The 13,829-nt window shown below is 67.8% G+C and carries 8 protein-coding genes and 1 tRNA gene; 5 read left to right on the top strand and 4 right to left on the bottom strand.

What is annotated here, in order from left to right; all coding sequences use genetic code 11:
- Window positions 1-36: 36 nt before the first annotated feature.
- Window positions 37-912: an alanyl-tRNA editing protein gene (locus QU602_RS06055; protein WP_308799341.1), complete on the top strand. Its 876-nt coding sequence runs from the start codon at window positions 37-39 to the stop codon at window positions 910-912.
- Window positions 913-1,081: 169 nt separating this feature from the next.
- Complete coding sequence (locus QU602_RS06050; protein ID WP_308799340.1) at window positions 1,082-1,942, top strand: CPBP family intramembrane glutamic endopeptidase; 861 nt, start codon at window positions 1,082-1,084, stop codon at window positions 1,940-1,942.
- Window positions 1,943-1,948: 6 nt separating this feature from the next.
- On the opposite strand, the gene QU602_RS06045 is transcribed toward QU602_RS06050, so the two are convergent.
- On the bottom strand, window positions 1,949-3,034 hold the full coding sequence (locus QU602_RS06045; RefSeq protein ID WP_308799339.1) for a hypothetical protein: 1,086 nt from the start codon (window positions 3,032-3,034) through the stop codon (window positions 1,949-1,951).
- 166 nt (window positions 3,035-3,200) lie between these two features.
- On the opposite strand from QU602_RS06045, the gene QU602_RS06040 reads away from it, so the two are divergent.
- The 3 genes from QU602_RS06040 (at window position 3,201) to QU602_RS06030 (ending at window position 7,458) form a co-directional block, all read left to right on the top strand.
- Window positions 3,201-4,694, top strand: coding sequence for an SLC13 family permease (locus QU602_RS06040; protein WP_308799338.1), 1,494 nt, complete (start codon window positions 3,201-3,203; stop codon window positions 4,692-4,694).
- Window positions 4,695-4,762: 68 nt separating this feature from the next.
- Window positions 4,763-6,130 carry a M20/M25/M40 family metallo-hydrolase gene (locus QU602_RS06035; RefSeq protein WP_308799337.1) on the top strand — a complete coding sequence of 456 codons (1,368 nt, stop codon included), beginning with the start codon at window positions 4,763-4,765 and terminating at the stop codon, window positions 6,128-6,130.
- On the top strand, window positions 6,130-7,458 hold the full coding sequence (locus QU602_RS06030) for an APC family permease (protein ID WP_308799335.1): 1,329 nt from the start codon (window positions 6,130-6,132) through the stop codon (window positions 7,456-7,458). Before QU602_RS06035 ends, QU602_RS06030 begins: the two co-directional genes overlap by 1 nt.
- 182 nt (window positions 7,459-7,640) lie before the next feature.
- Here the strand turns inward: QU602_RS06030 and QU602_RS06025 are convergent, their stop codons facing one another.
- The 3 genes from QU602_RS06025 to QU602_RS06015 form a co-directional block, all read right to left on the bottom strand.
- The gene (locus tag QU602_RS06025; RefSeq protein WP_308799334.1) at window positions 7,641-9,887 is read right to left on the bottom strand and encodes a cell wall-binding repeat-containing protein; all 2,247 of its coding nucleotides are present in this window, start codon (window positions 9,885-9,887) and stop codon (window positions 7,641-7,643) included.
- 724 nt (window positions 9,888-10,611) lie between these two features.
- Window positions 10,612-10,688 (bottom strand) — tRNA-Met (locus QU602_RS06020).
- A gap of 123 nt (window positions 10,689-10,811) precedes the next feature.
- Window positions 10,812-13,802, bottom strand: coding sequence for a UPF0182 family membrane protein (locus QU602_RS06015; RefSeq protein WP_373692893.1), 2,991 nt, complete (start codon window positions 13,800-13,802; stop codon window positions 10,812-10,814).
- Window positions 13,803-13,829: the final 27 nt, after the last annotated feature.

The following is a 13,829-nucleotide window of genomic DNA, read 5'->3' as shown; positions in this document are numbered from 1 at the left end:
CGGCCGCCGGAGGCGGACCTGGCAGACTTCATGATCGTGGCCTTGCCTTCTTCTGACACCGTCGTGACCTATCCGGCCGGCGCGACGAGCGCCGAGGGCGTCGTCGTGCACGTCGAACCGCTCGCCGACGGCCGGTCGGCCGTGATGCTCGACTCGACTGCGGCGCATCCGGTCGACACCGCGTGGCCCGACCAGCCCGCCGACCGGGCGGTGCTGCGCACCGCGGCCGGAACGCAGCCGATCCTCGACGTGGTGACCGCCGGCATCTCCGAAGGGCGACTGCATCTGGGTGCCGACCTGCCCGTTCGAACGGGCACCGAAGGGTGGACGTTCGTCGTCGCGCACGTCATCGACGGGGGCGCTCCCGAGCCGGGTTCCGTCGCCCGCGTCGAGGTCGACGTCGACTACCGCGACGCCCTGAGCGCCGGGCACACGGGCTGCCACCTCGCGTCGCTCGCGCTCGACGAGGCCCTCGCTGAGCGCTGGACGAAACCCGCACCCACCGACGCGCTGGGCAACCCGGCCTTCGACGCACTCGCGATCGAGCGCTCCCGAATCCACGAGAACGGGTCGGTCGACGTGTACCGCCTCGGCAAGTCGCTCAGGCGCAAGGGGTTCCCGGCCGACGGCTTCGCGGACCCCGCCGGGATCGCCGAACGGGTGAACCGCCGCCTCGCCGAGTGGATCAGCGCCGGCGGCGCCGTCCAGATCCGCGTCGACGACCCCCGGCTGTCGGCGCGCCGGTCGTGGGAATGCGACCTGCCGGACGCGCGCGTCTCGATCCCGTGCGGCGGCACGCACCTCACCGACCTGGCCGAGCTGTCAAACGCATCGGTGTCGTTCGAGATCACCGACCTCGGCAGCGCGACCGAGGTGCGGATGACGACGACGGTGCAGCGCCGACACTCCTGACCTCGGCCCGATGCCAAGCGAGGCGACGAGCGGCCCGATGCCGAAGGCGGCCACGAGCACCGACAGGCCGCGTCGCGGTCGACCTGACGGCCGTTGAACGATGCAGCCGACAGGCCGTAGCGTGGGGTCGGGCCGCGTTCGGTCTGCTCATCCTGACCGAAGGAGCCGAATGACCGCGCCCGTCTCGAACGAGCCCGCCGATCTGCGCGCGACCACCCGGGTGCCGCAGCGCTTCTGGATCGGGCTGCTGGCGCTCGTCGTCTACGTCGCGCTCGCGGGCGGCGTCGCCAACCTGCTCGACGCGTGGGTCCAGCCGAGCTCGGAGGTCGGCGAGTTCGCGCTCACCCACTTCCCGGTGCTCATCCCGCTGATCGTCGCCGGCGTGGTCTTCGTCCGGGTGTCCGGGTGGGGGCGTTCCGTCTGGCGCACGCCCGCCGCGTTCGAGACCCATCCGCGGCGATGGTGGATGCTCGCGTTCCCGGTGCTGCTGTTCGCCCAGGCGGTCGCCGTGATCGTCCTCATCCCCTGGAATGACCGGGCCGCCGGACTGGTGCTCGTCGTGGCGCTCGGGACGGCGATGGTCGGGTTCGGAGAGGAGCTGTACGTCCGCGGCATTCTCCGTGCGAGTCTGCGAGCGCACCACGGCGAGACGCTCACCCTCGTGGTCACATCGCTGCTCTTCGGCGCCGCGCACACGCTCGGGAGCGTGATGCTGGGCCTGCAGCCGACGTTCATCGCGTTCCAGGTCGTGGCGACCGCCTTCGACGGCGTCCTGCTCTACGGCGTGTTCCGTGCCACGGGGCGGCTCTGGGTGGCGGCCACGCTGCACGCGCTGACCGATTTCAGTCTGTACGTCTCCAATGGCGACCTCGCAGATCACAGCGGTTCCGACGTCCTCACCTCACCGGTCAACGTGGTGATCCAGTTCGCGCTCTGGGCGCTCGCCGCCGCACTGCTCGTCAGCTGCATCCGTCAGGATCTGCGCGCACGACGCGACCGCCGGCAGACGGCCGACGACCACATCGCCTGACCGCCGTCACCTCGTCTGCGACGAGCGCGACCGCTGCGCTCGCGCGTCGACGTCGGACACGACTGAAGGGGGCTCGGCGCGCGCGCTGACCGCGCCGGTGTTGCGCAGGAACACGATGAGCCAGCTGAAGATGAGCGCTGCAGCCACCAGCTCCACGGCGGTGAGGTTGTAGTACCCGGTGAGGAAGAAGACCGCCAGGACGACGATCACGGCGACGTAGACATAGCTGAGCAGCAGGAACACCTTGGGAAGCGAGGGAACCATCCAGCCGAGGCCGATGACCGTCGCGACGTACACGACCGCCATACCCGAAGCGGCGGCGTTGTGCGCCTCCAGGAACTCGTCGACCGGGAAGATCCCGACGCAGGCGAGCAGCACACCTATGAGCACGATGCCGAGGCGAGCCAGGTTCCGCCCCCGCAGCTCGCCGACCGTCGCGTGCGGCAAGGAGGCCGTTGCGTAGTGCGCGATGGTCGTCACCAACACGCCGGCGATGATCAGCGTCAGGTTGAAGGCCAGCGCAGAGACGTCGTCGCTGATCCCGAGCGCACTGAGGTTCTTCTGCCACCACAGCGGATCGGTCGAGCTCAGCATGCTCGCGAGCGCCCCAACGACCACGAAGAGCGCAAGTACCAGCGAGAAGAGCATCGGGGACAGATTGACGGCTGACAGATAGGCCATGTACGCCGTGACCGCCAGTGCGACGCCGGCGAGAGCTGCGGCAGACACCGAGTACACCGTCGCGTCGATGAAGCTCTCGCTCAGGAGCGACGCGACCCCGGCCCACCCGAGCAACGCGATGATCCCGTGCGCCAGGGACAACGCCGCGGCGTCGAACCAATGCAGCCGCGGGCGCATCCTCGCACCGACCGGCTCACGTTCCGCCTGGGCCCGCCGCAGGGCACGCCCCAACAGGAACGCGGTGACCGCGACGAGCGCTCCCCCGACGGCGACGAGATCGCCGACGGACCCGCGCCCCGAGATCGGGGCGGCCGTGCCCCAGAACGCGAGAAGCCCCGCGACCGCGCCCAGCACGAACCCGCCGGCACCCACGACGAGCGCCGACGACTCACGGGATGCGGAATCCACCATCGGATGATGAAGGACTCCTTGGACCGACTCTGACTCGCTCATCCGCCGTACGGGCTCCATGGGTCCATGATGGCCTCACTTCTCGCACATTCTGTGTCTTTCTCGCGAACTTCCTCCATGCTGCGCTACTGTGTGGCCAGGAACATCGGCGTTCGTGGGGGTCGCGATGGACATCGTGCTCGTGTTGCTGCAAGCGTGTGTCGTGATCGGGGCGATCGTCCTCGGTGTCCGCACCGGCGGAATCGGCCTCGGCCTCTGGGGCGTGGTCGGCACGGCGATCCTCGTGTTCATCTTCCAGCTGCCGCCCGGCTCGGTCCCGGTCGATGCGTTCTTCATCATCATCGCCGTCATCACGGCATCGTCGGCGATGCAGGCAGCCGGTGGCATCGACTACCTCGTCGGCATCGCGTCCAAGATCATCCAGCGCAACCCGAAACGCCTCACGTATGTGGCACCGATCGTGGCGTTCGTGTTCACGGTGCTCTCGGGAACGTCCAACATCTTCTTCGCACTCATTCCCGTCATCTACGAGACCGCCTACCGCAACGGACAGCGACCGGAGCGTGCGCTGGCCTCGTCGACGGTCACCTCCGGGCTCGGCATCACGGCGAGCCCGGTCTCCGCAGCCATGGCCGCGTATCTCGTGCTGATGGACGGCACCGGCTACGGCCTCCCGCAGATCTTGCTCATCACGATTCCCGCCGCCCTGGTCGCGTGCATCGTGACCTCCTTCGTCCAGCAGCGGATCGGCAAGGACCTCCTCGACGATCCGGTGTTCATGCAGCGCGTCGAAGACGGCAGCGTGGAGATTCCGGCCGCACTTCGCGCGGAGCACGCTCGACACGGAGATGCGTCCACGACGACCGGTGCCGCCGACGCCCAGACCGCAGCCGCCGGCGGCGGGCCGGCCGGCACGGTGACCGCGCCCGAGGCGACGAACGCAGGTCGGCGGTCCGGTGCTCGGCGGGATGCTCCTGCCTCCCCGATCGAACACCCGGTGCCGCCAGGCGGCGCCACCGCCGCCTGGATCTTCGTCGCGGGCACGATGCTCATCGTCCTGCTCGGCCTCTTCCCCGGTCTCCGGCCGGCGTTCCCGGATGAGGAGGGCGTGATCGAGCCGATCCCGATGGCGACGATCATCGAGATGGTGATGTTCACGGTCGCACTCGTGATCATCCTGGTCCGCCGCGTGAAGCCGTCCTCCGTGGTCGAACAGCCACTGCTCAAGGCGGGCTTCGTCGCGGCGGTCGCGCTGTTCGGGATCGCGTGGATGGCGGACACGTTCATCGCCGCGAACGAGGAGACGATCATCGAGCCGCTCGGCGCCATGATCGAGGCGAACCCGCTGTTGCTCGCGGTCGCGCTGTTCCTCGTCTGCGGGCTCACGACGAGCCAGTCCGCGACGACGAACACCATGATCCCCATCGCGCTGGCCGCCGGGCTCGCGCCCGGGATCATCACCGCGATGTGGCCCTCGTTGATCGGTGTCTGGCTCTTCCCGGCGAACGGCTCGCAGATCGCCGCGGTCGAGACCGACCTGACGGGTTCGACCAAACTGACCCAGGTCCCGGTCTGGCACTCGTTCACGATCCCGATGCTCGTGTCCTGGGTCTCCGTCGTGGTCGCAGGTCTGCTCATACAGCTCGTCGTGCCGGCCTGACGATGGCCGAGGCATCCGCCCGCCTGTGACGCGACCCGTCTCAGGCCGAATGGTGAAGGAGACCCCCGATGACCGACCCCAGTTCCGACGTGGAGGCGACGAAAGCAGCTGCAGCCGACCTCATGCCGGAGGTGATCGCGCGTCTCGAGGCGCTCGTGCGGATCCCCTCGGTCGCGTTTCCCGGCTTCGATCCCGCGCCCGTCCATGAGATGGGCCGCGCCGTCGTCGACCTGTTCGGGGCTGCGGGTGCCACTGACGTCGAACTGCTCGACGTCCCCGGCGGGTACCCGTGCGTGTTCGCCGACCTGCCCGGCCCAGCCGGATCGCCCACGGTGCTGCTCTACGCGCACTACGACGTGCAACCCGCACCCGCCAGCCAGGGCTGGACGAGCGAGCCGTTCGAGCCGACGACGAAAGACGACGGGCGCATCTACGGTCGTGGGGCGGCGGACGACAAGTCCGGCCTGGTGATCCACTACGGCACCCTCACACTGCTCGGACCGGACCGTCCATGCCGGGTGAAGCTCCTCGTCGAGGGTGAAGAGGAGACCATCTCGCACCTCGAGGCGTTCGTCGAAGCGCACCCCGAGCGGTTCGCCGCCGATGCGTACGTCATCGCCGACATCGGGCCTCAGGAAGTCGGCAAACCAGGCCTCACGACCGCGCTTCGCGGCGACGTGGCGTGCACCGTCACCGTCCGTTCGCTGGCGGCGCCGGTGCACTCGGGCTTGTTCGGCGGTGCAGCCCCCGACGCGATGACGGCGATGATCCGCATCCTGGACACGCTGCACGACGAGCACGGCGACACCGTGATCGACGGCGTCGACTCGAGTTCCTGGGACGGCGCGGCGATGGACGAGCAGGTGTACCGCGACGGATCCTCGATCCTCCCCGGCGTCGAGTTCCTCGGCACCGGATCGCTCTCCGATCGCATCTGGGCCAAGCCGTCGGTCACGGTGCTCGGCATGGACGTGCCGAACACCGCGGAGGCCTCGAACGTGCTGCTGCCGGAGGTGACCGCGAAGCTCTCGATGCGGATCGTGCCCGGATCCGACGGCGAGGCGCAGCTCGAGGCGCTCATGTCGCACCTGCGCGCGCAGCGGCCGTGGAACGTCGAGGTCGAGGTCGAACGCGTGAAAGTGGGACACGCGTTCGCGGTCGACGCCTCTCACCCCGCGATCGTCGCCGCCGAGGACGCGATGCGGGACGTGTACGGCTCGGAGGTGGAGTCGATCGGAAGCGGCGCGTCGATCCCGCTCGTGGCATCCCTGCAGAAGGTCTCGCCTGGTGCGGCGATCGTGCTGTGGGGGGTCGAGGACACGGCGAAGGCACGCATCCACGCCTCCGACGAGTCGGTCGACCCCGAAGAGATCTCGCGCATGATCGCCGTGCAGACGGTGTTCATCCGGAAGCTCGCGACACGCACAGCGGACTGATGGCCACACCGGACGACGCGCGCGCCGACGCACCGGCACCCGAAGATGCGTCACGCCGCACGAAGATGACGGTGCTCCAGGCGACGTTCATCGGCGTCGGCTCCATGGTCGGCGCCGGCATCTTCGCCCTCCTCGGCGCCGCGGGCGCGGTCGCAGGTTCGGCGGTGTGGCTCTCCTTCCTCATCGCAGGAGTCATTGCTGCGCTGCAGGGATACTCGTTCGCGAAGCTGGGCGCTGCGTTCCCATCGGGCGGCGGCATTCTCACGTTCCTGTCGCGCGGATTCGGCGAGGGGCACATCGCGGGAATCGGATCGTGGTTGTTCTTCGTGGCGGGCTCGATCGTCGTCGCGATGATCGCGAGCTCGTTCGGCGGGTACGCCAGCTCGGTCGTGGCGGGCGGAGATGCGTTCTGGGCCAAGTTCCTCGCGGTCGCCCTCATCATCGTGATGAGCGGCCTGAACACCATCGGCTCGAGAGCCGTCGCACGCGTGCAGTCGGTGATCGTGGTGATCGTGCTCGTCATCCTCGTGGTGTTCGCAGTCGTCACCATCGCGAACCTCGACCCCGCGCTGCTCGCACCGGCCGGCTACCCGGGAGCGCGCGAGATCGTGTCGAGCGTCGCGCTCACGTTCTTCGCGTTCCTCGGCTTCGGCGTGATCACCTTCACGGCCAAGGACCTCGCGAGGCCGTCGAGGGAGTTGCCGATCGCGATCTACCTGGCACTCGCCGTCGCGACGACCGTCTACGTCGCGGTGTCGCTGGGTGTCTTCGGCACGCTCACCGCGGACGAGGTGGTCGGTTATGGCACGACCGCACTGGCCGAGGCCGCGAAGCCCACACTCGGCGACGCCGGATACGTGCTCATGGTCATCACCGCGTTGTTCTCGACAACGGGTGCGGTGAACGCCGGCCTCTACCCGTCGATCGGCATGACCCGGCACCTCGCCGCCGTCGGCCAGTTCCCGCCGATCTTCGCGCGCTCGGCCGGACCGTTCCCCGTCGGCCTGATCGTCATGGCGACCCTCGCGACCGTGCTGGTTCTCGGCTTCGACCTGAACCGGATCGCCTCGATCGGCAGCGCGGTCGCGCTGCTCGTGTTCTCGGCGGTGTCGATAGCGCACCTTCGCCTGTTCCGCCAGACGGGTGCGAATGTGCTGGTGCTGGTCGTCGGCCTGATTGCGACGCTCGGCACGTTCGTCGTCTTCTGCACCACCACGCTCGTCGCCGAACCCGCTACCGCCTTCGCGCTGCTCGCGATCGTGGCGCTGTCGGTCGCCATCGACTTCCTCTGGAAGGCTGCAGCGCGGAGGAGACCGGTGGCGCACTGAGCGACCGCGCCAGTGTAGACGCGTCCGATCAGGAGGTCGGGCTTGCCGAGGGCGGTGCTCAACGAGCGACTGAGCTGACACCCGAAGTAGACCTCGCCGCAGCGCGCGTTGGGGGCCGCCGATCTCCGCGCCGGCGACGCTCGCGGCCTATCGACCGGCGGCGTCGACGGAATCGGTCGCGCTCAGAGTGCCGCAAGCATCGCTTCCACCTCGGCACTGACCGACGAGGTGTCACCGACAATGACGATCTGGGCAGGTTTCAGCCGCCGGAGTTCTCGCTCGATCACCGTGGGGAGTGCATCTTGGAGGGTGAGCAGCATCGGGCCGCCTGAGAAGTTGCTCGCCGCTGGGGCTGCAGCCGAGAGTGCATCCGGGAACTTCGTCCCGTTCACCAGGAACACCACAGAATCGCCGGGACCCGCGGTTCGTGAGATGGCCGCCGACGTCTCGAACCGATCCGTACCAGCCACGCGCGTCACGGCGCCGTCGGTGTATTCGGACAACTCAGCCTCGATGCGGGAGTTCACCGTCGTCGTGTCGCCGAGCACAAATATCCGGCGAGGCTGCAGACGCTCCAATTCCTCGCGAACGACGTCGGGAATGTCATCGGCCGTGGTGAGCAGTATGGGAGCGCCGAAGCCCGATGCGAGTCGAGTGGACGACAGAGCATCCGGGAACTTCGTCCCATTCGTGATGATCACGGCCGTTGCGTCCGGCTTGAAATACGACTTCGAGATCGCGACTGACGTTGCGAACCGGTCCGCTCCGGCGAGGCGGGTGACCGAGCCTTCCGTCAGCGTCCGCAGCTCCGCCACGACATCGTCGCTCACCGAAGCAGAGTCGCCGAGCACCACGATCCGGCGGGGCCCCAAGCGTTCCAACTCTTCTGCCGCCACCTCGGGGAGCCGATCCTGCAACGTCAGCAGGACCGGGCCGCCTTGCCGACCCGCAAGCGGTCCACCAGCAAGCGCATCGGGGAACTTCGTTCCGTTGGCGACATAGGCGACGGCGACTCGACCCGGGTGGCGCCACTTCGACACCTCGACGGAGGTCTCGAACCTGTCGACGCCCGCGACCCGCACGAGCCCTCGGCCGACCGGTTCGGTCGGCGCTGATCTGATGGAGTTCGGATGGTGGCCCGGCGCGGACGCAGAGACGAGCACGCTGATCGTCTTGCCGAAGTGAGACGCGGCCAGTGGGAACGAGCTGGACGAGGCGCGCAGCTGGAGTTCGCCGTCCACGAACCATATGTAGCTGAAGGTCGCGCCTGGCGTTGCGGACCACGCCGCCGCCGTGAGCGTCGAGCCCACCGTGGCTGCACCGAGAGACGCGTCGACGGTCAGGTCGACGGTCGCGCCTACGCCGAGCTCTGCGTCGATGCCCGATCGGGTTTCGCCGGCGACCACGTCGATCGGGATCGCCGACTCTCCGTCTGGACGGTCGTCCCACCACTCGCCGACCAGCGTCGCGCTCGAGCGGAACTGCACCGAGTAGGTGCCGGGCGCGACTCTACCGAAGCGGTAGGCGCCGTCACGATCTGTCGAGGCGCCAGCGACCGGCACGAGCGCGTCCGCAGTGCGCTCGTACAGCGTCACCGGTTGATTCCGTGCCACCTCGCCCGATTCGTTCGTGATCACGCCGCCGATCGTCGCCCCGTCGACCATCTGCGTGACGACGCCGGAGTACGCCTCCCCGGGACGAATGTCGATGGGCCGAGCCGATTCGACGTCCGCTCCATGCCACCACTGCTGCAAGAAGTTGCCTCGGTCATTGACTTCGCCGAAGCGTGCCTTGTAGACCCCTGCTACCAGATAGGGGATGGTGAATTCTCCAAGCGTGTCGGTCGTGGCCAGGGCAACCGGACGCCAATCGGCCTCGTCGAGTCGGTAGACGCGGACCGTGATCCCTCGTAGGGGTGCACCGGCTTCGTCGGTGGCACGGCCTGAGATCGAGGAGTACCTGATGAGCTGTAGATCCAGCCCGTCGACGACGGTATCGCCCGCCGCCTTCACCCGCGAAAGATATGTCGTGTGGTGGGAGGAGGACCGCGCAGACGTCCGGTAGACGCCGGTCTCGAGACGACGCACCTCATACGCGCCGTTCACATCCGCAACACCCCGCCAGACGATGCCGCCGTTCGAGACATCGGTTCGCTCCATCGCGATGCTCGCGCCGGAGACGGGAACGCCCAGATCATCGCGCACCACGCCACGGACGATCCCGCCGAACGCGAGTTGCAGATCGACGCCTGTTCGGATCTCCCGGTCGGCGAGGACGATGCGGCCAGCGACGGTCACATTCGGTGCGTCCGGCCAGTACTCGCCGAGATACTCGGTGCCGGACGGACCGTACACGTGCACCACGTACGTCCCGGGCCCGACGCCCTGAAGTTGATACGCGCCGCTCGCGTCCGCGGTCGCTTGAGTCACGTGCATTTCCCCGATTGAGGTTGCGACGCGGAGAGCGATCCGTGAACCGGGAAGCGGCACTCCGGCGGTGCTGGTGATCACACCGGAGATCGCTCCGTCTTCTCCATCTGCGCCGGAGTCGGGCTCGGCGTCAGTGGTCGACACGGGATCCTGCTCCCGTTCGAGTGCCGTCACGGGCTCCGCAGCGAACAACGTCGCACCGAGCACCAGGAGGAGCAGTGGGGCCACGAGGCGGGGGGTTCGCCGCGGAGCGGCTCGGAACCGGCGGCGCATCGACACGGCAGACTCAGCTCGAGGCACTGCTCCCCCGCGTTCGGATGGCGTGGCATTCGTTGATGGCGCCCGAATTGTGCGCTCCGCTGATCAAACCGGTGCCGGGCCCTGGCGAGCAATGCCCCCAAGCGGGGGCCACGGCTCGCGTCGGGACCACCGGCCGGGAACAACAACGAGGCCGAGAACGAATCTCTTCGTTCCTCGCTGCCCTAGATCGATTTCTTCACCACGGCCTGCACGGAAGCGACGTTACTAAATCCGGGTGAAATGATCTGAAAGGTCGAAGTCGGTTGCCCCCTCCGGGGACGCGAATGGTCGCTCGGCAGCGCGTAGAGCGACCATTCGCGTCCCCGCTCACGCCGAGCCGGACGGTCACCCACGACCCGTCCGGGCCGCACGCCGAGAACGACGAAAGCCCCTCCCGAAGGAGGGGCTTTCACCGGTATTTGATTGGTTGCGGGGGCAGGATTTGAACCTACGACCTCTGGGTTATGAGCCCAGCGAGCTACCGAACTGCTCCACCCCGCGGCACAAGAGACAACACTAGCACGGTGCAAAAGGGCTGTCGAATCGAGGCCGGGCCGACGGGAAACGGCCGATCGGGCGGGGTGATCCCCGCCCGATCGGCCGTTCACATGTGAGCGCTCGGTGTCAGTCGTTGCTCTCGGGCGCGGGCGTCGGCGCGGGTGTCGAAGGCGTCGTCGTGGCCGACCCCGAACCGTTCCCGGCCAGCGCGACCAGCTCCGAGACGATCTCGGCGAGCTGCGCATCGGCCACGCCGTATGCCGCCCAGTCACCAGCCTGCAGCGCGGCCTGCTTGTTCTGCATGGCCTGCTGCGCGCGGTTCAGCAGCGACTGCAGCTCGCTGTTCGGCGTGCTGCCACCCGCGGTCTGCTCGCCGTCGCCGCCGTCGGCACCACCCTCGGCGGGGGGTTCGCCCTCGCCGGTTCCGGGCTCGACCTCTTGGTCGCCCGCCGCGGCGCCGGAATCGCCGCCGAACAGCACGTCGAGCGCCTGGTCGAGCGTGTCCTGGAAGGCGATCTGGTCGCCGAAGGCGACCAACACCTTCTGGAGCAACGGATAGCTCGTGCCGGCGGTGGATCGCACATACACGGGCTGCACGTACAACAGACCGCCACCGACGGGCACCGTGAGCAGGTTGCCGTTGATCACGTCGGACTGCCCCTGCTTCAACAGGTTCAGGGACTGCGACACCGTCGGATCCGAGTTGAACGTGTTCTGCACCTGACCAGGGCCCGGCACGTTGTCGTCCTCGGGCAGGGTGAGCAATCGGAGCTTGCCGTACCCCTCGGCCCTCGTCCCGTCTTCGGCACCGGCGTCGGCGTCCACCGCGAGATACCCGCGCAACACGTTCCGGCTCTGCTCACCGCGCGCCTCGGGAATGAACGAGGAGTACAGCGAGAAGGTCGGCGCCTCCTGACCCGGCATCTGCATGGTCAGGTAGTAGGGCGGCTGCAAGAGCGTGCTCGCCTGGGCCTCGGTTGGGTCCCTCGGCGTGGTCCACGCATCCTCACGCGAGTAGAACGCACCCGCCTGATCGACGTGATACCGCCCGAGCACGGCCCGCTGCACCTTGAACAGGTCGGCCGGGTACCGCACATGGCTCATGAGGTCACCGGACATCTCCTCCATCGACTGGATCGACGTCGGGAAGACCTTCTGCCAGGTCTGGAGGATCGGATCGTCCTCATCCCACGCGTAGAGCGTGACCGAGCCGTCGTACGCGTCGACGGTCGCCTTGACCGAGTTGCGGATGTAGTTGATCTCGTCGAACGCCAGCGTCGGTGCGAGCCCTTCGCTGTCGGCGGTCGCCTCGCTCATGCTGACCTTGTTCGAGTACGGGTACTGATCCGACATCGTGTACGCGTCGACGATCCAGACGATCTTTCCGTCGACGACGGAGGGGTACGCATCGGAGTCGAGCGTGAGGTACGGCGCCACCTTCCGGACCCGGTCGAGCGGGTTGCGGTCGTACAGGATCTGCGACTCGTCGTTCACCCCGTCCGAGAGGAAGATCTGCTCCGACTGGAACTTCAGCGCATAGATCAGCTTCTTGAACGCGTTGTCGAGCTTCGGACCACCGTCGCCCTGGAACGTCGTCTGCGTCTGCTCGGCGCCGTCTTCGCCACCCGGGTAGTCGAGTTCGACCGGGTCCGCCCCCTCGGGCGCACCCACGATGGAGTACGGGGGCGAGTTCTCACCGAAGTACACGCGCGGCTCGAACTCGCCGAGCACGCCGGTCGACGGAATGCCGGACTGCAGGAACACGGGCTGGCCGTCGGCCGAACGCTGGTTGCCCGCCGCGGCGACGAGGCCGTAGCCGTGCGTGTAGACGATGTGCGAGTTGTACCAGGTGCTCGCGTCGCCGAGACCCTCGAGGTTCACGTCGCGGATCGCGACGATCGTGTCCTGGGTCTGACCGTCGATCTCGTAGCGGTCGACGTCGAGGTCACCCGGGAACTGGTAGTACTGGCGGAACTGCTGCAGCTGGCGGAACGCGGGGCTGATGATCGCCGGGTCCATGAGCCGGATGTTCGCGGTCGTCTCGGCGTCTTCGCGGAGCGCACCCGGCTCGGCGGTCGTCGTCGCCTCGTATGGGATCTCCTCGATGTCGGCGACCCCGTAGGCGTCGCGCGTCATGTCGATGTTGCGCTGGATGTACGGCGCCTCGAGCGCACGCTCGCTCGGGTCGACCTGGAAGCGCTGGATGACCCAGGGGTACAGCGAGCCGATGATCAGGCTGGAGATGACGAGCAGGGCCGTGCCGACGAGCGGCAGCCGCCAGCGCCCGATGATCGCCGTCACGATGAACAGGATCGCCACGCCAGCGGCGATCGCGGCCAGGATGCCGCGACCGGGGATCACGGCGTTGACATCGGTGTATGCCGCACCGGTGATGAGCGACCCCTGCTCGGTGACGGTCGCGTACTGGTCGAACCAGATGCTCACGGCCTGCAGCAGCAGGTAGATCCCCGCGGTCACCGCGATCTGGATCCGCGCGGACTTCGAGATGACCACCTCACGACCCGAGACGCGGATGGCTCCGTAGAGGTAGTTCGTCGCGACCACGAGGATCGCGGAGAGCAGCACGACGGCCGACGCGAACCCGATCACCGAGCGGTAGAACGGGAGCTCGAACACGTAGAAGCCCACGTCGAACCCGAATTGCGGGTCGGTCTGCCCGAACGGCGTGCGGTTCAGCCACGTGAGCGCGAGCTCCCACCGGGTGCCGGTCGCGACACCCGCGAAGATGCCCAAGATCGCTGGGATGCCGTACATGGCGAGCCGGCGAAGCGGCTCGAAGACCTCCTGGTAGCGGTCGAGCTGGCTGTTCAGCTTCGCGTACACGGGCCGCGTGCGGTAGGCGATCTGGATCGACGCGAACACGGGCACCGCCATCGCGAGGAACCCGATGATGAACAGCACGATCCGCGAGATCCACTCCGTCGCGAAGACGTTGAGGAAGCCGACCTGGTCGTACCAGAGGATGTCGGCGTAGATGCCCGCGAACACGAAGAACGCGATCACCAGCAATGCGACGATGCCGATCGTGATGGCGATGGGCGCTCGGCGGCGCGATGTCCTCGGTTCGTGCGTCTCTGTTGACACTCTCGGCCTCATATTCGGTCGGGATCGGGATCAGTGTCC

The sequence above is a fragment of the Agromyces protaetiae genome (assembly GCF_030866785.1).
In the GTDB taxonomy this organism is placed as follows: domain Bacteria; phylum Actinomycetota; class Actinomycetes; order Actinomycetales; family Microbacteriaceae; genus Agromyces; species Agromyces silvae.
This window is presented reverse-complemented; position numbering and strand designations above follow the sequence as displayed.

Coding starts and splice junctions, on each gene's coding strand:
- QU602_RS06030 (WP_308799335.1), top strand. CDS start 6,130: ATGGCCACACCGGACGACGCGCGCGCCGACGCACCGGCACCCGAAGAT.
- QU602_RS06015 (WP_373692893.1), bottom strand. CDS start 13,802: ATGAGGCCGAGAGTGTCAACAGAGACGCACGAACCGAGGACATCGCGC.
- QU602_RS06035 (WP_308799337.1), top strand. CDS start 4,763: ATGACCGACCCCAGTTCCGACGTGGAGGCGACGAAAGCAGCTGCAGCC.
- QU602_RS06050 (WP_308799340.1), top strand. CDS start 1,082: ATGACCGCGCCCGTCTCGAACGAGCCCGCCGATCTGCGCGCGACCACC.
- QU602_RS06045 (WP_308799339.1), bottom strand. CDS start 3,034: ATGGTGGATTCCGCATCCCGTGAGTCGTCGGCGCTCGTCGTGGGTGCC.
- QU602_RS06040 (WP_308799338.1), top strand. CDS start 3,201: ATGGACATCGTGCTCGTGTTGCTGCAAGCGTGTGTCGTGATCGGGGCG.